We start from the raw sequence: 22,298 nt of genomic DNA, 5'->3' as shown, positions 1-22,298 counted from the left end.
GTCGGCTACTACCCCGGGAGTACGGCGCGGCACCGCGCCGGGGCGATGCCCGGGCCCCGGCCGATGACCTACGGTGCAGGCATGACCTGGGACGCGGACGGCCGCCCCGGCCCGCCCGGGTGGGCGCGGCGCGGACGGGAGCACCGGTGGTCGGGCGACGACCGCCCGCCCGGAGCCGGCTTCGGCGGCCCCTGGGGCGGCCGAACGCCCAGGGGCTCCGGCCGGGGGCGGCGCGGGCCGCTGTTCCTCCCGGTGGTGGTCGCCGTCGTCCAGCTGGTCGGTACCCGGGTGGTGCAGCAGCACGGCCACCCGCAGCACCTGTTGGACCCGTTCGGGTACGCGCTGCTGCTGCTCGGGCCGCTGTGCCTGGTGGTCCGCGACCGCTGGCCGGTGGCCGCCTGCGCGGGCACCAGCGCGGTCGCGGCGGTCTACGTGTGGGCGGGCTTCCAGGTCGGCCCGGTGTTCCTGAGCTTCGTGGTCGGCTTCGTCGGCGCGGTGCTGTCCGGGCACCGCCGGGCGGCCTGGCTCTCGGTCGGCGGCCTGTACGCGGTGCACCTGGCGGTGGCGCTGGGCACGCACCGCTTCCACGCCCCCACCGAAGTCGGCCTGCTGGCCTGGCTGCTGCTGGTGGTGCTGGCCGCCGAGGTGGTCCGCACCCGCACCGAGCACCGCCAGCAGTGGCAGCGGGCCCGCGCCGAACGCGAGCAGCGGATCGCCGACGAGCAGCGGATCGCCGTCGCCCGGGAGCTGCACGACGTGCTCGCGCACAGCATCTCGCTGATCAACGTCCAGGCGGGGGTGGCCCTGGAGCTGCTGGACGGCGATCCGGAGCAGGCCCGCCGGGCGCTCACCACCATCAAGCAGACCAGCAAGGACGCCCTCGGCGAGGTACGCCAGGTGCTGGGCGCGCTGCGGACGCCTGGCAGCGCCGCGCCGCGCGCGCCGGAGCCGGGCCTGGACCGGCTGGACGAGCTGGTCCGGCAGGCGGCGGCGGCCGGTCTGACGGTCGCACTGCGGATCGAGGGCGAGCCCGCGCCGCTGCCGCAGGGGGTGGGCCTGGCCGCCTTCCGCATCGTCCAGGAGGGCCTGACCAACGTGATCCGGCACTCCTCGGCGCGGACCGCCGAGGTGGTGGTCGGCTACCGGGCGGACGCGGTGCTGGTGCGGGTCACCGACCCGGGGCCGCTGTCGGCGACCGGCGGGCCGCGCGCCGGGGGCTCCGGCAGCGGGCTGGCCGGGATGCGCGAGCGGGCCGCCGCGCTCGGCGGCGGCGTCAGCGCGGGCCCGCTGGGCGCGGGCTTCGAGGTCCGGGCCGAACTGCCCCGACACGCACCGAGGGAGATGCCATGATCCGTGTCCTGCTCGCCGACGACCAACTGCTGGTCCGGGCCGGGTTCCGGTCGCTGCTGGACGCCCAGCCCGACATCACGGTGGTGGCCGAGGCCGACGACGGCCTGGCCGCCGTCCGGCTGGCCCGGGAGCAGGTACCGGACGTGGTGCTGATGGACATCCGGATGCCGGAGCAGGACGGGCTCGCGGCCACCCGGCTGATCTCCGGCGATCCGGCGCTGGCCGGGGTGAAGGTGGTGGTGCTGACCACCTTCGAACTGGACGAGTACGTGTTCGAGGCGCTGCGGGCGGGGGCGGCGGGCTTCCTGGTGAAGGACACCGAACCGGCCGAGCTGGTCCGCGCGGTCCGCGCGGTGCACGGCGGGGACGGGCTGCTGTCGCCGGGGGTCACCCGCAGACTGATCGCGGAGTTCGCCGCGCGCTCCAAGGAGCCGGAGCCCTCCGCCCCGCTGGAGCGGCTGACCGACCGCGAGCGCGAGGTGGTGGCGCTGGTCGGCCTCGGCCTGTCGAACGACGAGATCGCCGGACGGCTGGTGGTCAGCCCGCTCACGGCCAAGACCCATGTCAGCCGGGCGATGGTGAAGCTGGGCGCCCGGGACCGGGCGCAACTGGTGGTGCTGGCGTACGAGTCGGGGCTGGTCCGGCCCGGCTGGCTGGGCTGAGCCGGGGGCGGCGGCCCGGTGTCCACCGGTGGTCCGCGGCTCGGGGTGTGATCCCGGCCGCTTCCCGGGGCATGATCCTTACCGGGCGGCAGCCGGGGGAGTAGCGTCACATCTCAGCATGCGGACCGCAACGAAAGGACCCCCACCCATGTCCGAGACCCCGCCCCTGGTCAGCTACGGCGTCGAGCAGGGGGTCGCGACCCTCGTGCTGGACTCCCCGGCCAACCGCAACGCGCTCTCCTCGCGCCTGGTCGCGGAGCTGGAGCAGGGGCTGGCCGAGGCCGGGAAGGACCCGGCGGTCCGGGCGGTGGTGCTCACCCACACCGGCGGCACCTTCTGTGCGGGCGCCGACCTCTCGGAGGCGACCAGCGGCGACCCCACCGCCAACCCGCGCCGGTTGGTCGCCACCATGCGCTCGGTGGCGGAGCTGGCCAAGCCGGTGGTGGCCCGGGTGGACGGCCATGTCCGGGCGGGCGGCCTGGGGCTGCTGGGCGCCTGCGACCTGGTGGTGGCCGGTCCGAAGTCGACCTTCGCCTTCACCGAGGTGCGGCTCGGCCTCGCCCCGGCGGTGATCTCGCTGGCGCTGCTGTCCCGGCTGGAGCCGCGCGGCGCGGCCCGCTGGTACCTCACCGGCGCGGTCTTCGACGCCGCCGAGGCGCAGCGGATCGGCCTGGTCAGCGAGGCGTCCGCGGACCCGGAGGGGGCGGTGGCGGGCCTGCTGGACAGCTTCCGCAAGGCGTCCCCGCAGGGCCTGGCGGAGACCAAGCGGCTGGTGACGGCGGAGCTGCTGCGGACCTTCGACCGGGACGAGGAGTCGATGGTGGCGCAGTCGGCGCTGCTGTTCGGCTCGGCGGAGGCGCGCGAGGGGATGCTGTCGTTCCTGGAGCGGCGCCCGCCGAACTGGGCGCTGGGCGACTGAGCCGTTCGGGTGGCGGGCCGCCGTGCGGCCTGGGCGGGCGCCGGGGCAACTGGAGCTGGAGGGTCCGTTTTCATTCGGGCATACCCGGGCACAACGGACCCATGAAGACCATTTGGAGCACGCCCGGCGCCGCCATGGAGGACATCGGCAGCGTCTACCTGGCCATCGGGTACCGCTACCTGGACGAGGAGGAGCCGCGGATGCCGCCGGTCGACACCAGCACCGTGGCGGTCATCCGCGACTTCCGGGGCTACGGGCGGGACGTGGCGTTCTTCTGCGACCTGCTGGGCCTCGGCCCGTCGGAGGCGATCCGGCGCAGCTACCCGCAGACCTGGCACGCCGAGAACCTGGACGCGCCGCTGTACCTCAGTCCGGAGGTCCAGGACGCGCTCAGCGGGGACTTCGGCGAGTAGGCCCACCGGTCCCGGCCCGCCCCGGCTGCTTCTGTCCGTGCAGCGGGGGCGGGCCGTGCGGTGGAGGCGGGCCGTGCAGTGGAGGCGGGCCGTCGTCAGTCGGTGGCCTTCCACTCCACGCGTTTGACCGCCTCGGCCGACACGGTGACCACCTTCAGCGCGGCGTCCTTGGCGGGGGTGTCCCGGCCGGGCCGGAAATGCAGCCAGCCGCCCTCGAAGCGCACCTCGCCCCCGGCCCGCAGCTGCGGGAAGCGGTCGTCGAGCTTCTGGCCCTCGCGGAAGAACACCTCCGCCTGGATCCAGTCGGTCTGCGGGTCCTGCGGGACGACGGTGCTGGGCTTGCGTTCGAACATGGACCCATCGTCCGACCGGTTCCGCCCGCGCGCACGTCGAGCCGGGCGCGCGGGCCCCCGGAGGGCCGGGACCGGGAGAACCGTCAGGCCCGCTGGTAGGTGTAGACCGTGGTGACCGCTCCGCAGACGCTGGGCTGGATCATCTCCACCCGCAGCACCCCGGTCGCCGTGTCGTAGTCGACGCCCTCGTCCTCGTAGGTTCCGGAGCAGATGCTGTGCTCCGGGACGGCGCCGATGTCGGTGACGTGGCCGGTGGTGTCGCCGCCGGTCAGCGGGCCCGAGAGGTCGATCTCCAGCAGCGGCTCGGCGTCCGGGAACAGCGTCCGCGAGGAGTCGTCGGAGGCGCAGACGAGCTGGGTGGCGCTGGTGAAGTCGCAGCCCTGGACGTCGTTGACCGGGTGGTCGAGCTGGATCAGCCCGGACAGGTCCAGGCTGCCGCCGGTGCGCCCGGTGGCGGGGTTGAGCAGCGGTGTCGGGTAGATCTGCAGGTGCGACATGGTGCCCCACTCGCCGGCGACCATCCACTGGGTGTCCGGCGAGACGGCGTCGAAGGAGTTGTTGTACAGCTCCCCGGGGACCAGCGTGTGGGTGTACTCGTAGGCGGCCCCGGACGGGGTGGTCACCCGGAACATCTTGCTGGTCGGGGTGCTCGCGCCGCTCTGGTACGCGTCGAAGACGTACCCGTCGGCGGAGTCCGGGTCGCCGATGTGGGTCCACCCCTGGACCAGCACCGACAGCGGGATCGACCCCAGGCCCCGGTAGAGCACGGTGTCGCCGCCGCCCGGCGCGTGCACGGTGGTCACCCCCTCGCCCGCGGTGAGGGTGCTCTGCAGGCTGCTACCGGTCTCGGTCCACACCGGCGCGGCGGCGTGGGCGGTCCCGGCCGACGCGGTCGCGGCGAACAGGACGGCGCCTGCGGCGAGCGCCAGCGTACGGGCGTTGGTCCGGACCCGGTGGGAGTGAGTCAAGGCAGGGCTCCGTCTCAAGAGTTGACGAGGACCAGCCAAGTCTGTCGGCAATGGAGGGAGTGTGCCAGCACCACGGGGCGTCGAAGGGGCGTCAGTCTCCTTGCGGCTGGGCGAACTTCCGGGCGGTGGGCCAGGCCCGGAGGGCGGCGTCGACCACCCGGTCCAGCAGTTCGCGGCCGACCCCGTCGCAGGCCTGGGTGTTCATGCCCTGCATGACGGACGCGTAGAACGAGGCCAGCGCGGCGGCGTCGGTGTCCGCGGGCAGCAGGCCGTGGTCGACATCGGCACGGATCTTCTGTTCCAGGGCGTACTTGGTTCCCTCGCGCAACGCCCGCAGCTCGGCCTTGACCTCCGCGGCCGCCGGGGTGCAGTTGGTCGCGCCGTTGATGACCAGGCAGCCCGGGGGGTGCCCGGGGTCGGTGTACTCGGCGGCGGCCAGTCGCAGCATCGCCTCCACCGTGCCGCGCGCCGTCGGTTCGGCCAGCGCCCGGGCGGCGTAACTGCCGTAGCTGTCCGCGTAGCGCTGGACGGCCTCACGGAACAGCTGCCGCTTGTCGCCGAAGGCCGCGTACAGGCTCGGCGGGTTGATGCCCATCGCCTTGGTGAGCGCGGCGACCGAGGTCGTCTCGTAGCCGTGCAGCCAGAACTCCCTGAGCGCGGTCTCCAGGGCCTGCTCCCGGTCGAAGGCGCGCCGTCCGACGCGTGCGGTTGTCATGGAAGGAGTCTATAGCGATCGCTAAAGACGTGCTATGTTCTACGCCTGAAGCGATCGCTAAAGCTACAACTCACATACGAGAAGCAGGAGTTACCGACATGCGCGCGATCACCCAGCGTTCCTTCGGCGGTCCCGGGGTACTGGAGCTCACCGAGGTGGAGCGGCCGCGGCCGCTGCCTTCCGAGGTGTTGGTCCGGGTCCGCGCGGCCTCCGTCAACCCGGTCGACGCGGGGGTGCGCTCCGGGGCCTTCCCGCTGCTCGGCGAGCCTCCGTTCATCCTCGGCTGGGACCTCTCGGGCGTGGTCGAGGAGGTGGTCCCCGGCGTCACCCGATTCCAGGTCGGCGACGAGGTCTTCGGCATGCCCTTCTTTCCGAGGGCCGGAAACTCCTACGCCGAGTACGTCGCCGTGCCCTCCCGGCAGCTGGCGCGCAAACCGGCCGCGCTCGACCACGCCCACGCGGCGGCCCTGCCCCTGGCCGGGCTCACCGCCTGGCAGAGCCTGGTGGACGCGGCCGACGTGCGGGCCGGGCAGTTGGTGCTCGTCCACGCGGGCGGCGGTGGCGTCGGCCACCTGGCCGTCCAGATCGCGAAGGCCCGCGGCGCCCGGGTGATCGCCACCGCCGGAGCGGACAAGCACGACTTCGTCCGCGGCCTCGGCGCGGACGACGTCATCGACTACCGCAGCGCCGACTTCACCGAGGCGGTCAACGACGCCGACGTGGTACTGGACGCCGTGGGCGGCGAGTACGGCCCCCGGTCGATCCGCGCGCTGCGCCCCGGCGGCCTCCTGGTCACCATCGTGGACCGCGCCAACGCCGAACTCCGGGCGGCGACCGTCGCCGCCGGGCGACGCTTCGCCGGGATCACCGTGGAGCCCGACCACGTCGGCCTGGAAGCCCTCGCCGCCCTGGCCGACGCGGGCAAGCTGCGCCCCCACGTGGAGCACACCCTCCCGCTGGCCGAAGCCGCCAAGGCCCACCACCTCGTCGAGTCCGGCCGCACCCAGGGCAAGATCGTGCTCACCGTCTGACGCCACTCCGACGCCTCAGAGCTGGTACTCGTAGCCGAGGGTGAACCGGGGCGGGAGGCACCACTCGCCGTACTCGACGACTCCGGCGTCGTCGCTCCAGCGGTGGGCTCCGGCGAGGATGGCGGTACCGACGGCGAGGCCGAGGGCTGAGGCCTCGCGGGCGTCGGCCTGCCTGGCGTGCATGTCCTCCCGGGCGTGGGTGATGGACCGGCCGGTGGCCTCCAGTACGCGGGCGGTCAGTCCGGCGTTCTTGCCGGGGGCGGTGCTCAGCAGGTCGGGCACCAGGGCTGCGAACTGGGCCGGGTACCAGGTGACGGCGAAGGTCGTCCGGGTCTGCCCCCGGCCGGAGATCCACTCCCGGCGGACGACCTGGTCTCCGGCGTCCAGATCGAACAACTCGGCCACGTACAGCGGCGGGACGACCAGACCTGCGGCCGTCACCCGGCTGGTCTCACCCTCGGCGAGGATCGACTTCACCCGCTGCACCCGAGCGAGCCGATCCCGACTGGAGAGTCCGACCTTGGGCTCGTCGGCGACGAAGGTGCCACGCGGGGTGGTTCGGATGAACCCCTCCACCTGGAGCGCCTGTAGCGCCCGGGAGACGGTGGCGGCCGCCACCTGCCACTGCCCACTGATCTCCCGGTTCGTCGGAAGCTTTGTGCCGGGTTCCAGCTCGCCGGACAGGATGCGCTGCCGGAAGCTGTCCGCGATCACGGTGAATGTCCTGGGAACGGGCATGAGCCTGCCTCTCCATCCGTCTGAGTCTCCGTCACTGAGCAACCTAGAGCGCTCGACACCGTCGTGTGAGTGCTTCGGTCAGTCCGACACTGAACTAGTTCACTCGGACCTGACGGGGCGTCGCTGCTGCGCGCCCTGGCGACAGGCGGGTTAGGCAGACGAGGAGGCGGGTCGTTGCGTTCACTGGTTTCACTGGCGCTGTCGATCGTGTGGGACCGATCGGCGATGCTCTGGCGGCTGACCGTCGAGAGCGAACCGGTCGCGGGGGAGGACGGGAATCCACTCGGCTGGGCGCGATTCAACGACGCCTACGACGTGAAGGTGGCGCAGGCCGACCTGCGTGGCCGAGTGGGCGGTGCGGCGTGACACATGCCTCCTCGCGTTCCGGCCAACCGTGCGGCGAGAGCCCGCGCACGCGATACGCGGCGGCGGTGCGCCAGGCCTGTGCGGACGATGACCTCCCGTTGGTCCGCCGTCTGTTCGCGGAGGCGAGCGGCGAGGTGTTCACGCTGCGGGGGCTGCTGTCGCGTGCGGACGAGATCGAGCTGGGAAGGCGGCTGACACCCCGGTACCGGGCCGGGGCCAGTCTGTTGCTGCTCGCCGCAGAGGTCGGCCGGTCGACGCAGTACGTGGCGAAAGTGCTGCGGCTGGCCGGGGTGACCATCCGGCCTGCGTACCGGCCGGTGCGAACCGCCCACCCGGTGGACCTGACGGAATTGCGCCGCCAGTACGAGGCCGGGGCCTCGGTCTCCGGGCTTGCTCGGCGGATTCACTACTGCCGGGAGTCCACCCGTAAGTTCCTGCTGCTGGCGGGAGCCGAGCTGCGGTCGAATCCCCCAGTCGAGTCGGCGGCACCTCGGGTAGCGTCCGCTGGCTGAGGCTGGCACGCGCCTGCGTCGGTCGTGGTGTGGTGGGCTCTGGCGCTTTTTGACGCTGTGCGGGGGCGGGGTGCCGGGCGTGCCACCCGATGGAGTGAGGCAGTGTCAGTCGGGGTGAGGGACGGGTGAAAATTGGTAGGCATAGTCATATGCCTTCGGTACTTCTCATTGGCTACGACCCTGCGGATCTGCCCAACTCGGAAGACGTTCTTACCAGGCTGGAGAAAGAGGCCACGCGTTTCGCCGAGCACAGTATTGACGTGACGATGACGATGGTCATGCCCAATGACTCAGCCGAATCGGCCGTTCTCGGATCGCTGGCCGAGGGGCCGTGGGATGTGATCATCGTCGGGGGTGGGCTCCGTACGAAGGCAGAGCTGTTGCCGCTCTTCGAGCAGGTTGTGAACCTGATCCGCCGTCATTCGCCCCAGGTCGCTGTCGCGTTCAACGAGAGTATCGAGAGCAGCGTTGAGACGGCGAAGCGCTGGCTCCCGTGACGGGGTCCGCGCCGGTGAGCTGATCAGGCTCGGGGCTGGGTCGGATGGCCGCGCCCTCGAACGGCTGGCGCACCGCACCGACGTGGGTGTCGGTTCGCCGTAGCGAGCGGCCTCGTCCTGGGGGGAGGGGCGGCGCAGGGGGACGCGGTCCTCCTCGCGCAGCAGTGGCGGACGGCCGCACCACCGGTCACGTGCCCGTCGCGCGCACCCAGCCCACCCGATCGAGGATCTCCTCGGCGATCTCTGGCGAGGTCCGGCCGTCGGTGGCCACGCTGAAATCCGCGACGCCGCTGCGCTCGAACGCCAGCGCTTCGGCCCAGGCTCGGTCGCAGGCCTCGCGCAGCGCCTGCTGGGGCAGACCCTTGAGCTCGTCGCCGGCGATGCCTGGCGCCTCGCCCCGGCCGCGCCGCGCGATCCGGTCGTCGAGCTGTGCGCGGCCGACACCCATCCGGCACAGTGTCATCGTGGCCTCGGGCAGAGCAGCGCGGTAGAGCTCCGCCGCCTCGGGACGGTCGAGCGGACCAAGGATGACCAGCCGCCGCGTGCCGCTCGCGGAGAAATTGCGCCAGATCCCGGCGAGGTTGCCCGCTTTGAGCCGATGATTGCCCGGGTCCTCGGCGGAGGCGGGGCGGAGGAAGCCGACCTGGTCCAGGTCGAGGAACGCGGTGTGCAGCCCGGCCAACCGGGACTTCATGTAGACAGACCAGCCCACCGTGGACTTGCCGACCCCCGTCGGACCGGACAACCACAGGATCTCACCCGGAGCCTCCGCCGTCCCGCCGTACGCCGCGCCCGCGGACGGCCGCACCGCGCTGGATCCCGGCCACCCTGACGTCTTCTTCGAGACCTGGCCCAGCACGTCCGCCAGATCGAGGCCGGTCGTGTCGATGACGACGCCGGGGAAGCTGTTGCGGTCCAGGTCCTCGGCGTCCTGCAGGATCTCGTCGAGCGGTTCGTCCGGCCGCCCGCGTGCGGTGAGCCGGCGCAGATGCTCATCGCGATCCACGCGCAGGCGGCACGGCGTCACCGCGGCGTGCGGCAGGAGCGAGGTGTCGATGCCACGGACCGGATCGATGATCCCGGAGACGATCAGCCCGCGCGCTCCGGCCGCTCGGAACCGCGCGGCGACCGTGTCCAGGCTCCGGGACTTCAGCCGGTAGCGCACGCGGTCGGAGGCCGGCTCAGGTACCCAGTTCTCCGCGGTGGGTGCCGCGTAGCACATACCGATCTGGTCGATGTCGACATAGCCGATCGGCGTGCCCTCCCGGCTCAGCCGCGTGAACAGCTCCCAGCCGACGGCGCTCTTGCCGACCCCACCGGGGCCGTAGAGCCACAGCAGTGGCAGGGGACTGTCATCCGTGTTCGGCTTGTCGATCACAGCGTGAGTATCGAAACGGGCGGGGCGAGAGTCAATCGAATTAGCGCGGCAAGCGGGACGGCGACGTGGGTCAGTCCTTGGGGTGGGTCAGCTGGAGTACGGCCCGTCCGCCGTCGAGATCCACTCTGCTCCGCGGCGGCGCGCCGTCGCCCTGGTCGTCGCGGAGCATCAGCGAGGTCTTGCGCTCGTCCAGCTCGTTCTGCTTCCCGGCGGCGAAGGTCGCGTGCAGCTGCTCGAAGCCGGTGGCCGAGATCTGGCCCTCGCGGCCCGTGCCCCGCCACGGGATCCACCTGGCCCTGCCCGCGCGCAGTGCCAGCTGGTCGAGGATCGCGATCAGGGTGAGCAGGCAGACCAGGCCGGGAATGCTCATCGCAAACAGGTACACCATGTGCTTCCCCTCGCCGCTTCCGGTGCTCGGCTGGACAACGGCCGGAGCAGCGGGCGGGTTCCCGGCGGGGTGCTACGGCTTCTCGGGGAGGCGTCGGACCACCCGGTCCACCGCGTCCGCGCGCACGGTGACGACCTCGTCGCGGTCGCGCAGCCGGATGTGCAGCCAGGCACCCTCGAAGGACACGTGGCCGCTGGTCTGCATCTGCGCCCCGGGCGGGCTCAGCTGCTGGTCCTCGCGGAAGTAGACGATCGCCTCGGGCCAGTCGCGCTCATCACTCATGCGGCCAGCATCGGCGTGCCCGCGCCGGACCGCCATCGGGGCGGGGCATCCGGGCTACGCCGCTGCTCCGGAACACCTGGGCCTCGCCACCGCCGCCTGACGGTCACCCGCGCGCGCCCGGCCGGGGCCGCCGCGCTACTGCCACGGCGCGGGGCCGGTCCGTGCGGCCCAGCCTGCGAGTTCCCACTGGCCGTACAGCCGGATCCCGGCCCGCGCCGCGTAGTCGACGGCCGCCCTGGTGTAGCCCGAGGTGGTGACGACGGCGGCCAGTTGGGCTCGGTGCACGACCGCGTACGTGCCGCCGACCTTCTGCACCTCGGGTGAACCGACCTTGTTCGTGAGCGCGTACCGCTTGGCTTGGATGACCATGCGCCGCCCGTCCGGCGTGGTCGCGAGGACGTCCGCCCCGAGGTCGCCCGCGCCACCGACCACCGTCACCTGGGTGCAGCCGTCGCGTCGGCACAGGTCGGCCAGCGCGTGCTCGAACTGCCTGGGCGTCATCCGGTGATAGGCGCCGATGTGCCCCAGCTGGATGGCGCGTAAGGCCCCGGCCTTGCGCCGGGCGGAGATGGTCAGGCCCGCGTAGCCGACCAGGCCGACCAGCAGGACGGCGCCCAACACCGGGGCTGCGGCGAGCACGACGGCGGTCGTGACCGCTGCCGCGATCCATTTCGACGCGGGCGGGACGGGCCGCGACGGGCGGCGCTTCGTGGGTCTGCGGGAGGCCGGCCTGCGAGAGGAGGGCCTGCGAGAGGCGGTGTACCTGCGCGCCGGGCGGCGTCTGGCCATGAAGTCCCCCAAGGTCTCGCACATTGTCCCGCGCGGAGGCCACCGGCGGACGGCTGTTGGCGCGGTCCGTCGATCTCGGGCGGCGGCATCCGGGCGGGGGCATCCGGGCGGGGCGCGGCGGCGGGGTCAGCCCATGGACTCCAACGTCCGGCCCTTGGTCTCCTTCACGCAGAAGTAGACGAACGGGATCGAGAGCAGGGCGAAGCAGGCGTAGATGACGTAGGTGGCCGACAGGTTCCAGTCGGACATGGTCGGGAAGCTGACGGTGATCGCCCAGTTGGCGATCCACTGGGCGGAGGCCGCGACGGAGAGGGCGAGGGCGCGGATCTTGTTCGGGAACATCTCGCCGAGCAGTACCCAGACCACCACGCCCCAGGAGAAGGCGAAGCAGAGCACGAAGATGTGCGCCGCGACCAGTGCCACCGTCGCCTGGAGGTTGGGCAGGGTGGCGCTGGTGCCGGTGCCGTGGCGGTAGGAGAAGGCCCAGGCGGCGGTGCCCAGGGAGACGGCCATCCCGGCGGAGCCGGCCAGCGCCAGCGGGCGGCGGCCGATGCGGTCGACCAGGACGATGGCGATGACCGTGCCGACGATGTTCACCAGCGAGGTGGAGACACTGATCAGCAGCGAGTTGCTGGCGTTGATCCCGACCGACTGCCACAGCAGCGAGGAGTAGTAGAAGATCACGTTGATGCCGACGAACTGCTGGAACACCGAGGCCCCGATGCCGACCCAGACGATCGTCTTCAGCCCGGCCCGGCCGCCCAGCAGCTCCGCGAAGCGGCTCTTGTGCTCGGTCTGGATGACCCCGTGGATCTCGGCGATCCGGGCGTCGATGTCGGTGCCCGGGTCCTCGATGTCGGTGAGCACCGCGCGGGCCCGGTCGATTCGGCCGCTGGCGATCAGGAAGCGCGGGGACTCCGGGATGGCGAAGGTCATCAGGAAGTAGACCAGCGCCGGGACGGTCTCCGCGCCGAGCATCCACTGCCACGCCTGGATACCGGCGATGTGGTCGTTGGGGTTGCCGCCCGCGCCCTGGTTGAGGGCGTAGTTCACCAGCTGCGAGATGAAGATCCCGAGCACGATCGCGGCCTGCTGGAAGGACGCCAGCCGACCGCGTACCGCCGGTGGGGCGACCTCGGCGATGTAGGCGGGGGCGATCACCGAGGCCATGCCGATGGCCAGGCCGCCGATCACCCGCCAGACGCCGAGGACGAAGATGCTGGGCGGGAACATCGAGCCGACGCCGCTGATCGCGAACAGCACACCGGCGATCTGCATCACCCGGATCCGGCCCATCCGGTCCGCCATGCCGCCCGCGCCCGCCGCGCCGACCGCCGAGCCGAGCAGTGCCGAGGAGACCACCAGCGCGGTCTCGCCGTTGCCGACCTTGAAATGGTGCTGGATGCCGGTCACCGCGCCGCTGATCACCGAGCTGTCGTAGCCGAACAGGAAGCCGCCCATGGCAGCCGCGGCGGCGATGAAGATGATGTGGCCGAGGTTGGCCTCTCCGGCGGGTCGACTGTGCGCGGTCGTGGTCAGTGGAGGCTCCCTGGGGCGCAGCCGGAGCCGCCCTCGCGGCGGCGCCGGACTGATGGTCCGTCTGGACAGCCTAGGAAAGTCCTCCCGACCCGGCCCGCGGCGCGGCGGTTCCCTGGTCCGTCCGGGGCAGGCGGCTAGCCCGGACGTACCAGCGGCGACCGCTCACCGGTCCGCGCGGGCGTCCCGGCGGCGCAGCAGCTGGACCCGGGCGCCGGGGTCGAGCGGGCGTCCGCGTGCGGCCAGCCGCTCGGCGACCGCGGTCTGCAGCGTGACGTCCTTCTTGTCGTCGTACTTGAACTTCGCGCGCACTTCGGTGACCTCCAGCCGCAGCCAGCGGATGGCCGAGAGCATCCGTCCGAACGGCGGCCGGCCGGGGACGATGGGTGCGATCGGGGTCTCCGGCTGGAACCGGCTCAGCTGCCGGTCCAGCAGGGCCGCCTTCTGCGCCGGGTCGTCGATCACGGTGGCGGTGCCGACCAGGTGGACCGAGGCGTAGTAGGAGGTGGGCACGCCGTCCGCGGGCGGGGTGTCCGCCGGGGGACGCCAGGGGCCGGGGATGAACGCGTAGTCGTCGGTCACCGCGAGGGTGAGCCGGGGGTTGGCCTCGACCGCCTGCCACACCGGGTTCGGGCGGGCCAGGTGCAGCAGCACCTCGTCGCCGCCCTCGTAGAGGAAGGGGGTGGGCACCAGGATCGGTGAGGCGCCGTCCGGGCCGTTCGCCGCGAGCAGGCCGAAGTCCCGGTTGGCCAGCCAGGCCCGCCACTCCTGGTCGCCGCCCTGGTCCCATGGGTTGATCAGCATCGGCGCTCCTCGTGGCCGTGGGGGGCGACCCGGGCGAGGGTCGACACCGTATCTGTACTAGTGCATAATGATCTTTGTGCTAGGAGATTATCGGATTCATGGGCGTCGCGCCACGGAGATCGCCGCCGACGTCGAACGTGCGGTCGGCGAGGGGGAGTTGCCGCCGGGGGCGGCGCTCCCGCCGCTGCGGGAGCTGGCCGGGGAGCTCGGCGTCAACCCCAACACGGTCGCCGCCGCCTACCGGCTGCTGCGCGACCGGGGAGTGATCGAGACCGCCGGACGGCGCGGCAGCCGGGTCCGCGCCCGGCCCGCGCACACCTCCCGCGACGCGGTGCGGCTCGACGTCCCGGAGGGCGTGCGGGACCTGTCCCAGGGCAACCCGGACCTGGCCCTGCTGCCCGACCTGGAGCAGGCCACCCGGCAGGCGGCCCGGGCGCACGCGACCGGGCAGGTGCTCTACGGCGGTCCGGCGCTGGATCCGGGCCTGCGGGCGCTGGCGGCGGCCGCCTTCGCGGCGGACGGGGTGCCGCTGCCGAGGCTGGGCGGCGCGCCCGGCGCCGGAGCGGAGGGGATCGCGGTCGCGTCCGGCTCGCTGGACGCCATCGAGCGGATCTTCCTGGCCCGGCTGCGCCCGGGCGACGGTGTCGCGGTGGAGGACCCGGGCTGGGGCAGCCTGCTGGACCTGCTGCCCGCGCTCGGGCTGAAGGCGGTGCCGGTCGCCGTGGACGACGACGGACCGCTGCCGGGCGAGCTGGCCCGGGCGCTGGACCAGGGGGTACGCGCGGTCGTGGTGACCAACCGGGCGCAGAACCCCACCGGCGCGGCGCTCGGCGCGGAGCGGGCGTCCGAACTGAGAGCACTGCTCTCGCTCCACCCGGACGTGCTGCTGATCGAGGACGACCACGGTCACGCCATCGTCGACCAGCACTTCCAGCTGCTCGGCGCCGGACCCGACGGGCGGGCCACCACCACGCACTGGGCGCTGCTCAGGTCCGCCGCCAAGTCGCTCGGCCCGGACCTGCGGGTGGCCGTCCTGGCCGCCGACGGCGACACCCTGGACCGGGTGCGCGGACGGCAGCGGCTGGGCGCGGGCTGGGTGAGCCACCTGCTCCAGCGGACCGTGGCCGCGCTCTGGTCGGCCGAGGACACCGCGGTCATCGCGGCCTCCTACCGTTCCCGGCGGGACGGGCTGATCGCCGAGCTGGCCGCGCGCGGGGTGGCGGCGCGCGGGCGCAGCGGGCTGAACATCTGGGTGCCGGTGACCGACGAGACCGCCACCGTCGCCGGGCTGCTTCAGCGCGGCTGGGCGGTCGCGCCCGGCAGCCGGTTCCGGCTCGACTCGCCGCCCGGGGTGCGGGTGACCGTCTCCTCACTGGCCCCGGCCGAGCTGCCGGGACTGGCGGAGGACATCGCCTCGACGCTGCGGGTGCGCGGGGGTGACGTGCGCGGGGTGTGATCCGGTCCGGTGCGGCGGCGCGCCCGGGCAGGCCATTGTGAACCGACCGACCGTTCGGTAGTCTTGGTTCCGACAGCCTGCCCAGGGAGTGACGCGTATGCCCGTACCGGAAACCGGTGCCGAGCCGCCGACAGCGGCCGAGTCCCGTTTCGACGACACCATCGCCCGCGACCAGCGCATCGAACCGCGCGACTGGATGCCGGACGGCTACCGGGCCACGCTCGTCCGGCAGATCGCGCAGCATGCCCACTCCGAGATCATCGGCATGCAGCCGGAGGGGGAGTGGATCACCCGGGCGCCCTCGCTGCGCCGCAAGGCGATCCTCTTCGCCAAGGTGCAGGACGAGGCCGGGCACGGCCTCTACCTCTACTCCGCCACCGAGACCCTGGGCGCGGACCGGGCGGACCTGACCGAGCGGCTGATCAGCGGACGGCAGAAGTACTCCTCGATCTTCAACTACCCGACGCTGAGCTTCGCCGACGTCGGTGTCATCGGCTGGTTCGTGGACGGCGCGGCGATCTGCAACCAGGTGCCGCTGTGCCGCAGCTCCTACGGCCCCTACGCCCGGGCCATGGTCCGCATCTGCAAGGAGGAGTCCTTCCACCAGCGACAGGGCTACGAGCTGCTGTTGACGATGATGCGGGGCAGCGCCAAGCAGCGCGAGCAGGTGCAGGACGCGGTGGACCGCTGGTGGTGGCCCTCGCTGATGATGTTCGGCCCGCCGGACGGCGACTCGCCGAACAGCGCCCGCTCCATGGCCTGGCGGATCAAGCGCCACAGCAATGACGAACTGCGGCAGCGCTTCGTCGACATGACGGTCCCTCAGGCCGAACGGCTGGGAGTGTCGCTGCCGGACCCGGAGCTCTCCTGGAACGAGGAGCGCGACAGCTGGGACTTCGGCACCCCGGACTGGAGCGAACTGCAACGGGTCATCAGCGGCGACGGGCCGTGCAACGCGGCCCGCACCGAACGCCGCCGCCAGGCGCACGAGGACGGCGCCTGGGTCCGCGAGGCCGCCGCCGCGCACGCCGCCCGGCAGCAGGGCCGGGCGACAGGACAGATCACACAGCTGAAGGGTGTACCGGCATGACCGCCCGCTCCGAGTGGCCGCTCTACGAGGTCTTCGTCCGCGGCAAGCGCGGCCTGAACCATGTGCACGTCGGTTCGCTGCACGCGCCCGACGAGCGGATGGCGCTGACCAACGCCCGCGACCTGTACACCCGCCGCAACGAGGGCGTCAGCATCTGGGTGGTCCGCTCCGACGCGATCACCGCCTCCACCCCCGACGAGGTGGACCCCTTCTTCGCGCCCAGCGGGGACAAGGTCTACCGGCACCCCACCTTCTACGCCATCCCCGACGATGTCCCGCACATCTGAGCACCCGGAGCGGCAGGCGGCCATGACCGACGACCACGTCTACCTCGCCCTCGCCGAGGCCTCGCCCGAGGGCGACACCCGCTGGGCCTTCGGCACCGGCTTCGAGGATCCGCTCCACGGCGTCGACACCACCCTGCCGCCGGGCCTGGACCGGGACGAACTCACGGCGCTCTGCCTGGCGTTGGGCGACGACGCGCTGGTGTCCGCCCAGCGCCTGGCGGAATGGGTGACCCGCGCGCCGGAGTTGGAGGAGGAGGTGGCCCTCGCCAACATCGGCCTGGACCTGCTCGGCCAGGCCCGGCTGCTGCTGTCGCGGGCCGGGCAGGCCGAGGAAGCGGGCCGCGACGAGGACCGACTCGCCTACTTCCGGGGGCCGGAGGAGTTCCGCAACGTCGTCCTCGCGGAGCTGCCGAACGGCGACTTCGCCCACTGCGTCGCCCGGCTGCTGCTGTTCTCCAGCTGGCGGCTGGCCGTGTTCCAGCGGCTCACCGCCCACCGGGACCCGGTGCTCGCGGCCATCGCCGCCAAGGGCGTCAACGAACTCGCGTACCACCGCGACCATGCCGCCCAGTGGACGGTCCGGCTCGGCGACGGCACCGAGGAGTCGCGGCGGCGGATGCGCGCGGCCCTGGACCAGGTCTGGCCGCACCTCGCCGAGCTGCTCGACGGCGCGGAGCCGGAGCTGCGCGCGGAACTGGAACTGACGCTCGCTCAGGTACTGGACGCGGCAGGTCTTCCGGTGCCGGGCAGCACCGCTCCCGGGCAGCCGCTGCCCCGGGGCCGGGCCGGCGAGCACACCCCGCACCTCGCGGAACTGCTCGGCGAACTCCAGTCGGTGGCCCGGGCCGATCCGGGGGCGACGTGGTGACCCTGCTGCAACTCGCCCGCGACACCGCCGCCCAGGTGCTCGACCCGGAGCTGCCGATGCTGACCCTGGCCGACCTCGGCGTGCTGCGTGAGGTCACCGTCGCGCCGGACGGCCAGGTCGTGGCGACGCTCGCGCCCACCTACAGCGGTTGCCCGGCGCTCGCCGAGATGCGCGCCGACGTGGACGCGGCGCTACGGGCCGCGGGTTTCACCCGGGTCGAGGTCCGCACCGTGCTCGACCCGCCGTGGTCCAGCGACTGGATCACCCCGCAGGGCCGGGCCAAGCTCGCCGCGGGCGGGATCGCGCCGCCCGGACCGGCGCCGCACCGGGCGCCCGGCGGCCCGGTGCCGCTGACCCTGACGCCCACCCGCACGCTCGTGCACTGCCCGCTCTGCGGTTCCGCGGACACCGAGGAGACCAGCCGCTTCTCGGCCACGGCCTGCAAGGCGCTACGGCGCTGCCGGTCCTGCCGGGAACCCTTCGAACAGGTCAAGGAGCTTTGATGCCCGGCCCGACCGCCCCCGTTCCCGGCACTGTCCCCGCCGCTGCCCCGGCCGCTGCCCCGGCCGCTTCGGCGACCGGCCGCCGGACCGCGCCGCGCTGGCACACGCTGCGGGTCGCCGCCGTCGAGCGGCTGTGCGACGACGCCGTAGCCGTCACCTTCGCCGTGCCCGAGGAACTGGCCGCCGAGTTCGCCTTCCGCGCCGGGCAGTCGCTGACGCTGCGCCGGATGGTGGACGGGCGCGACGAGCGGCGCTCGTACTCGCTGTGCGCGCCGGTCGGCGGGCCGCTGCGGATCGGCGTCCGCGAGGTCCCCGGCGGGTTGTTCTCCAGCTGGCTGCTGAACGGCCTCACGGTCGGCGACCCGGTGGAGGCGCTGCCGCCGCTGGGCAACTTCACCCCCGACCTGAGCCGTCCGGCCCATCACGCGCTGGTCGCCGCCGGGTCCGGGATCACCCCGGTGCTGTCGATCGCCGCCTCGGCGCTGGCCGACCCGCGGGCCCGGGTCACCCTGTTCTACGGCAACCGGCGCAGCGACACGGTGATGTTCGCCGACGCCCTGGCCGACCTGAAGGACGAGCACCTCGACCGCTTCCAGCTGGTCCACGTGCTCTCCCGGGAGCCGCGCGAGGCGGAGCTGTTCAGCGGACGGCTGGACCGCGAGCGGCTGGCGGCGCTGGTCGGCGCCCTGGTCGAGGTCGAGGACGTCGACGGCTGGTGGCTGTGCGGCCCGCTGGGCATGGTGGAGGACGCCCGCGCCGCGCTGGCCGCCGCCGGGGTGCCCGAGGAGCGGGTGCACCGCGAGCTGTTCTACGCGGACGAGGAGGAGGCCGCCGCCGCGCCGGAACCGCGCCACCCGGACGCCGCGCCGCAGGGCCCCTCCGCCCGGCTGACGGTGCGGCTGGACGGGCGGGAGACGGCACTGGCGCTGCCCCGGGGAACCACCGTGCTGGAGGGGGCGCAGCGGGTGCGCCCGGACCTGCCGTTCGCCTGCAAGGGCGGGGTCTGCGGCACCTGCCGGGCGCTGCTGGTCGACGGCGAGGTGCGGATGCGCCGGAACTACGCGCTGGAGAAGGCCGAACTGGCGGCGGGCTACGTGCTCACCTGCCAGGCCGAGGTGCTGTCGGAGCAGGCCGCCGTCGACTTCGACAGCTGAGCGGGGCTGAGGTCGGTCGACGGCGGTCCGCCGTCGACCGATTCCGGCGTTCCGGGTCAGCCGCTCTTGCGGCGGAAGTCGCGCTGCCCCCCGGACTTGCCGTGGGTGCCGTGGATCTTGGACTGATCCCCGGCGCCCCCAGCGCCGTTGGCGTCGGCCTGCGGGCCGCGCTTGCGGGCCAGGGCCTCGCGGAACTTGCGCTTCAGGTCGTCCTCGGGGCTCTGGTGCTCCGGGGCCTCGGGTGCCGCCGCGTTCTCGGTAGCGGCGTCGGCTGCGTCATCGGCCATGGGGACCTCCTGTGTCGGACGTTTGCAGGCACAGTCTGACACGGGAGGGCACCCCTCGTTTGATCATTGCTGCTCGGTGCCGCCGCACTCGCCCCGGACGTCCCCGGCGGCGTCCAGCCGCTCGGTCAGCCGCAGCAGCATCCCGTGCAGGACGCGCAGTTCCGCCGGGTCCAGTCCGGTGGCCGCCGCGATCCGCCGGGGCACCTCGCCGGCGCGACCGCGCAGCGCGGTACCGGTGGCGGTGGGGCGGACGATGACCGAGCGCTCGTCCTCGGTACTGCGGGCGCGCTGTACCAGTCCGGCCGCCTCCAGCCGCTTCAGCAGCGGCGAGAGCGTGCCCGAGTCCAGCCGCAGCAGCTCGCCGATCCGCTTGACCGGCAGCTCGCCGTGCTCCCAGAGGGTGAGCATGGCCAGGTATTGCGGGTAGGTGAGGTCCAGGTCGCGCAGCGCCTCGCGGTAGACGCCACCGAAGGTCCGGGAGGCGCTGTGCAGCGCGAAGCAGACCTGGTGCTCCAGTTTCAGCAGGTCGTCGGGGTCGGCGGTGATCGTCATGACTCAAGGATACTATTTAGTTGTGCACAATTCAGTTGTGTACTGCTAATATGGGTGTCAGTCGGACCGAGTAGTCGAATCGAAGGAAGGTCACCAACCATGGACGCGATCTACACCGCCGCCGCCACCGCCAACGGTCGCGAGGGCCGCGCGGTCAGTTCCGACGGCCAGCTGGACCTGACCCTGGCCCTGCCCCCGGCGCTCGGTGGCGACGGCAAGGGCACCAACCCCGAGCAGCTGTTCGCCGCCGGGTACGCGGCCTGTTTCGCCAGCGCGCTCGGCCTGGTCGGCCGACAGGCGAAGGTGGACACCAGCGAGGCCTCGGTCACCGCCGAGGTGAGCATCGGCAGCAACGACCAGGGCGGCTTCGGCCTGGCCGTGGTGCTGCGGGTGGAGCTCCCGGACGCGCTGCAGGGCGGCACCGGGCGCGAGCTGGTGGAGCAGGCGCACCAGGTCTGCCCGTACTCCAACGCCACCCGCGGCAACATCCCGGTCGAGCTGGTCGTCGAGTAGTCCGCGACACCACGCCACGCGCTCGCGCGTGCGGCCCCGACCGGAGCTGTCTCCGGCCGGGGCCAATATTCGTGTTGAACCGTCAGTTCGCCGGTGTCACCGGGATGGTGGCCGTGCCGGACCCCGCGCCGAGGACCGTGTTGGAGCTGTAGACGACGTTCGGATCACTGCCGCAGATGGTCTGGTCGGTGATGTCGAAGCCGTAGCCGGGGGCGCCGCCGAGGTTGAAGTCGTTGTCGGCGAAGCTGTTGCCGCAGCCGAAGCCGGTGTACAACTGCTCGACCAGGACGCCCTGTTGGTAGGCGTCGATGCCGGTGTTGCGGTCCACCGTGTAGTCGTTGCCCTTGACGTCGACCCAGGCCACGGCCGAGTTGGCGTCCGCCTCGCCGGTGGCGTTGAACGAGTTGCCCTCGATGGTGCCGCCGGTGGTCCCCTCCTTGATGTCGATGTTCTCGGCGGTGACACCGGGGCCGATGGTGTTGTCGCTGATCACGTCGTCGTTGGAGGTGTCCGGCTGGCCGCCGCTGTAGCTGCCCCAGTTGCTCTGGGCGGAGCCGACGTAGATCCCCTCGCCGAACCCGGCGTCGTACTGGCCGGTGTCGTAGACGTGGTTGTTCTCCACCAGGTCGTCGCTGCTGAACGAGCGCAGGTGGATGCCCTCGTCACCGATGTCGTACACGGTGAGGCCGTTGACGGTGTCGTCGTCCCCGCCGTCGACCACCACGCCCTTCTGGAAGTCGGTGACGCTGAAGCCCGACAGCGTCCAGTGGCTGGCCTCCAGGTGGAAGCCGTAGGCGCTGGAGACCCCGGTGCCGGTGATCACCGCGCCGGCGGGGCCTTCGAGGGTGATCGGCGCGGCGGCGGTGCCGCTGACGGTGGCGGTGTACTCGTTGGTGTAGGTCCCGGGCGCGAGCTGGATGGTCTCGCCGGGGACGACGGCGGCCAGCGCCTGGTGGAGCTGGCTGGAAGTCGTCACCTGGACCGTGGTCCCACCCCCGCTGCCACCGGTCGGGGTGGCGGTCGGCGTGGGCGTGGGCGTCGGCGAGGCCGTGGGGGTGGCCGTCGGCGTCGGGCTGGCCGTGGGCGTGGGCGTGGGCGTGGCGGTCGCGGTCGGCGTGGGCGTGGGCGTGGGGGAGGCCCCGGCCGGGCCGGTGAGGGCCAGGTCGTCCGCGTGGTAGGTGCCCTCGGCGTACCAGCCGTGGGTGTAGACGGTGACGCTGCCGGTGGCCGCGCCGGTGCTGAAGGTGGTCGTCAGCTGCTGCCAACTGGGCGCGGAGGCAGTCCAACTGTCGGTGTCGGTGGTCCCGGTGCCGGTCACCCCGAGGTACACGTAGGCGCCCTCGACGAAGCCGGACAGCGTGTACGAGGTGTCCGGCTGCACGCTCACCGTCTGCGCGCACTCGGCGTCGTCGCTGCCGGTGGGCGTCCCGGCGAGAGCGTAACTGCCGCTGTGGACCGGGGTGGTGACCACGGCGGCGGTGCCGGTGTCGCAACTCCAGCCGGACAGGCCGCCGGTCTCGAAGCCCGGGTTGGCGAGCAGGTTGACCGGCGCGGCGGATGCCCCGCCGGGGAGTACGAGCAGCGCCGAGGCGCCGGTGGCGAGCAGCAGGGCCGCGGCCCAGGCTGTCGCACGGGTGTTCTTCCGAGCCATTGATCCTCCCAGGACCCGGCCGTGTGGGGGTGGCCGGGCCCGGATCTGTGGGGGTGGAGGCGGCGGGTCAACGACCGCGCCGGGCACGGCCGCGACCGGGACCTGGAGCTCTGATCAAGGTGGGACCAGGGCCTCTCTCTCGGATCAACGGGCCGGCCGGCCGAGGGAGATGCTAGCGACGCGGAGATCGGCGCGGTAGACCGCCGATCGGGCCGCGGCGTCCTCAGCGGCGGCTG

The 22,298-nt window shown here is 72.7% G+C and carries 28 protein-coding genes; 15 read left to right on the top strand and 13 right to left on the bottom strand.

What is annotated here, in order from left to right:
* Positions 1-81: 81 nt before the first annotated feature.
* The 4 genes from GXP74_RS24270 to GXP74_RS24255 all read left to right on the top strand — a co-directional run bounded on the left by GXP74_RS24270 (position 82) and on the right by GXP74_RS24255 (position 3,344).
* Entirely contained in the window at positions 82-1,350 is a 1,269-nt protein-coding gene (locus tag GXP74_RS24270; RefSeq protein ID WP_225448145.1) for a sensor histidine kinase, read from the top strand.
* Entirely contained in the window at positions 1,347-2,012 is a 666-nt protein-coding gene (locus GXP74_RS24265) for a response regulator transcription factor (RefSeq protein WP_182453360.1), read from the top strand. The genes GXP74_RS24270 and GXP74_RS24265 overlap by 4 nt, the downstream gene beginning before the upstream one ends.
* Positions 2,013-2,160: 148 nt before the next feature.
* Complete coding sequence (locus GXP74_RS24260) at positions 2,161-2,931, top strand: enoyl-CoA hydratase family protein (protein WP_182453359.1); 771 nt, start codon at positions 2,161-2,163, stop codon at positions 2,929-2,931.
* A gap of 101 nt (positions 2,932-3,032) precedes the next feature.
* On the top strand, positions 3,033-3,344 hold the full coding sequence (locus GXP74_RS24255; protein ID WP_182453358.1) for a hypothetical protein: 312 nt from the start codon (positions 3,033-3,035) through the stop codon (positions 3,342-3,344).
* Positions 3,345-3,439: 95 nt separating this feature from the next.
* On the opposite strand, the gene GXP74_RS24250 is transcribed toward GXP74_RS24255, so the two are convergent.
* The 3 genes from GXP74_RS24250 to GXP74_RS24240 all read right to left on the bottom strand — a co-directional run bounded on the left by GXP74_RS24250 (position 3,440) and on the right by GXP74_RS24240 (position 5,380).
* A complete protein-coding gene (locus tag GXP74_RS24250) occupies positions 3,440-3,697 on the bottom strand; it encodes a hypothetical protein (RefSeq protein WP_182453357.1) in 258 nt (85 codons plus the stop codon).
* 83 nt (positions 3,698-3,780) lie between these two features.
* Positions 3,781-4,665 carry a hypothetical protein gene (locus GXP74_RS24245; RefSeq protein WP_225448144.1) on the bottom strand — a complete coding sequence of 295 codons (885 nt, stop codon included), beginning with the start codon at positions 4,663-4,665 and terminating at the stop codon, positions 3,781-3,783.
* Positions 4,666-4,756: 91 nt separating this feature from the next.
* Positions 4,757-5,380, bottom strand: a complete 624-nt coding sequence (locus tag GXP74_RS24240) for a TetR/AcrR family transcriptional regulator (RefSeq protein ID WP_182453356.1) — start codon at positions 5,378-5,380, stop codon at positions 4,757-4,759.
* A 98-nt stretch (positions 5,381-5,478) separates the two neighbouring features.
* On the opposite strand from GXP74_RS24240, the gene GXP74_RS24235 reads away from it, so the two are divergent.
* Positions 5,479-6,411 carry an NADP-dependent oxidoreductase gene (locus GXP74_RS24235; RefSeq protein WP_182453355.1) on the top strand — a complete coding sequence of 311 codons (933 nt, stop codon included), beginning with the start codon at positions 5,479-5,481 and terminating at the stop codon, positions 6,409-6,411.
* Between the two features lie 15 nt (positions 6,412-6,426).
* Here GXP74_RS24235 and GXP74_RS24230 read toward each other — a convergent pair whose 3' ends face one another.
* Positions 6,427-7,149 carry a GntR family transcriptional regulator gene (locus tag GXP74_RS24230; protein WP_182453354.1) on the bottom strand — a complete coding sequence of 241 codons (723 nt, stop codon included), beginning with the start codon at positions 7,147-7,149 and terminating at the stop codon, positions 6,427-6,429.
* Positions 7,150-7,323: 174 nt separating this feature from the next.
* On the opposite strand from GXP74_RS24230, the gene GXP74_RS24225 reads away from it, so the two are divergent.
* The 3 genes from GXP74_RS24225 (at position 7,324) to GXP74_RS24215 (ending at position 8,524) form a co-directional block, all read left to right on the top strand.
* Positions 7,324-7,515, top strand: coding sequence for a hypothetical protein (locus GXP74_RS24225; protein ID WP_182453353.1), 192 nt, complete (start codon positions 7,324-7,326; stop codon positions 7,513-7,515).
* A 98-nt stretch (positions 7,516-7,613) separates the two neighbouring features.
* A complete protein-coding gene (locus tag GXP74_RS24220) occupies positions 7,614-8,027 on the top strand; it encodes a hypothetical protein (RefSeq protein WP_182453352.1) in 414 nt (137 codons plus the stop codon).
* 149 nt (positions 8,028-8,176) lie between these two features.
* On the top strand, positions 8,177-8,524 hold the full coding sequence (locus tag GXP74_RS24215) for a hypothetical protein (RefSeq protein ID WP_182453351.1): 348 nt from the start codon (positions 8,177-8,179) through the stop codon (positions 8,522-8,524).
* 187 nt (positions 8,525-8,711) lie between these two features.
* Here the strand turns inward: GXP74_RS24215 and GXP74_RS24210 are convergent, their stop codons facing one another.
* The 6 genes from GXP74_RS24210 to GXP74_RS24185 form a co-directional block, all read right to left on the bottom strand.
* Positions 8,712-9,902, bottom strand: coding sequence for a hypothetical protein (locus tag GXP74_RS24210; protein ID WP_182453350.1), 1,191 nt, complete (start codon positions 9,900-9,902; stop codon positions 8,712-8,714).
* Positions 9,903-9,972: 70 nt separating this feature from the next.
* Positions 9,973-10,290 (bottom strand): DUF6191 domain-containing protein, encoded by a 318-nt coding sequence (locus GXP74_RS24205; RefSeq protein WP_182453349.1) that lies wholly within the window; start codon positions 10,288-10,290, stop codon positions 9,973-9,975.
* A gap of 72 nt (positions 10,291-10,362) precedes the next feature.
* Positions 10,363-10,572 (bottom strand): hypothetical protein, encoded by a 210-nt coding sequence (locus GXP74_RS24200; protein WP_182453348.1) that lies wholly within the window; start codon positions 10,570-10,572, stop codon positions 10,363-10,365.
* 135 nt (positions 10,573-10,707) lie between these two features.
* Positions 10,708-11,211, bottom strand: a complete 504-nt coding sequence (locus GXP74_RS40910; RefSeq protein ID WP_370468458.1) for a restriction endonuclease — start codon at positions 11,209-11,211, stop codon at positions 10,708-10,710.
* Positions 11,212-11,487: 276 nt separating this feature from the next.
* Positions 11,488-12,900, bottom strand: a complete 1,413-nt coding sequence (locus GXP74_RS24190) for a sugar porter family MFS transporter (RefSeq protein ID WP_182456598.1) — start codon at positions 12,898-12,900, stop codon at positions 11,488-11,490.
* Between the two features lie 162 nt (positions 12,901-13,062).
* Positions 13,063-13,701 (bottom strand): FMN-binding negative transcriptional regulator, encoded by a 639-nt coding sequence (locus GXP74_RS24185; RefSeq protein WP_182453346.1) that lies wholly within the window; start codon positions 13,699-13,701, stop codon positions 13,063-13,065.
* A 76-nt stretch (positions 13,702-13,777) separates the two neighbouring features.
* Here GXP74_RS24185 and GXP74_RS24180 point away from each other — a divergent pair, with 76 nt between their 5' ends.
* From GXP74_RS24180 to paaE, 6 genes are all read left to right on the top strand, one after another.
* Positions 13,778-15,157 (top strand): aminotransferase class I/II-fold pyridoxal phosphate-dependent enzyme, encoded by a 1,380-nt coding sequence (locus GXP74_RS24180; RefSeq protein WP_182453345.1) that lies wholly within the window; start codon positions 13,778-13,780, stop codon positions 15,155-15,157.
* Between the two features lie 97 nt (positions 15,158-15,254).
* Positions 15,255-16,247, top strand: coding sequence for a 1,2-phenylacetyl-CoA epoxidase subunit PaaA (gene paaA, locus GXP74_RS24175; RefSeq protein WP_182453344.1), 993 nt, complete (start codon positions 15,255-15,257; stop codon positions 16,245-16,247).
* A complete protein-coding gene (paaB, locus tag GXP74_RS24170) occupies positions 16,244-16,534 on the top strand; it encodes a 1,2-phenylacetyl-CoA epoxidase subunit PaaB (protein ID WP_182453343.1) in 291 nt (96 codons plus the stop codon). The genes paaA and paaB overlap by 4 nt, the downstream gene beginning before the upstream one ends.
* Before the next feature lie 22 nt (positions 16,535-16,556).
* Positions 16,557-17,402: a 1,2-phenylacetyl-CoA epoxidase subunit PaaC gene (gene paaC, locus GXP74_RS24165; protein ID WP_182456597.1), complete on the top strand. Its 846-nt coding sequence runs from the start codon at positions 16,557-16,559 to the stop codon at positions 17,400-17,402.
* Positions 17,396-17,905, top strand: a complete 510-nt coding sequence (gene paaD, locus GXP74_RS24160; RefSeq protein ID WP_225448143.1) for a 1,2-phenylacetyl-CoA epoxidase subunit PaaD — start codon at positions 17,396-17,398, stop codon at positions 17,903-17,905. Before paaC ends, paaD begins: the two co-directional genes overlap by 7 nt.
* Positions 17,905-19,059: a 1,2-phenylacetyl-CoA epoxidase subunit PaaE gene (gene paaE, locus GXP74_RS24155; protein ID WP_182453341.1), complete on the top strand. Its 1,155-nt coding sequence runs from the start codon at positions 17,905-17,907 to the stop codon at positions 19,057-19,059. The genes paaD and paaE overlap by 1 nt, the downstream gene beginning before the upstream one ends.
* 56 nt (positions 19,060-19,115) lie before the next feature.
* Here paaE and GXP74_RS24150 read toward each other — a convergent pair whose 3' ends face one another.
* The gene (locus tag GXP74_RS24150; RefSeq protein WP_182453340.1) at positions 19,116-19,346 is read right to left on the bottom strand and encodes a DUF5302 domain-containing protein; all 231 of its coding nucleotides are present in this window, start codon (positions 19,344-19,346) and stop codon (positions 19,116-19,118) included.
* Positions 19,347-19,409: 63 nt separating this feature from the next.
* A complete protein-coding gene (locus GXP74_RS24145) occupies positions 19,410-19,898 on the bottom strand; it encodes a MarR family winged helix-turn-helix transcriptional regulator (RefSeq protein WP_182453339.1) in 489 nt (162 codons plus the stop codon).
* Between the two features lie 99 nt (positions 19,899-19,997).
* On the opposite strand from GXP74_RS24145, the gene GXP74_RS24140 reads away from it, so the two are divergent.
* Positions 19,998-20,411 (top strand): organic hydroperoxide resistance protein, encoded by a 414-nt coding sequence (locus tag GXP74_RS24140; RefSeq protein ID WP_182453338.1) that lies wholly within the window; start codon positions 19,998-20,000, stop codon positions 20,409-20,411.
* Positions 20,412-20,493: 82 nt separating this feature from the next.
* Here GXP74_RS24140 and GXP74_RS24135 read toward each other — a convergent pair whose 3' ends face one another.
* Entirely contained in the window at positions 20,494-22,062 is a 1,569-nt protein-coding gene (locus GXP74_RS24135; RefSeq protein ID WP_182453337.1) for a carbohydrate binding domain-containing protein, read from the bottom strand.
* Positions 22,063-22,298: the final 236 nt, after the last annotated feature.

Source organism: Streptacidiphilus sp. P02-A3a (assembly GCF_014084105.1).
GTDB lineage: Bacteria > Actinomycetota > Actinomycetes > Streptomycetales > Streptomycetaceae > Streptacidiphilus.
This window is presented reverse-complemented; position numbering and strand designations above follow the sequence as displayed.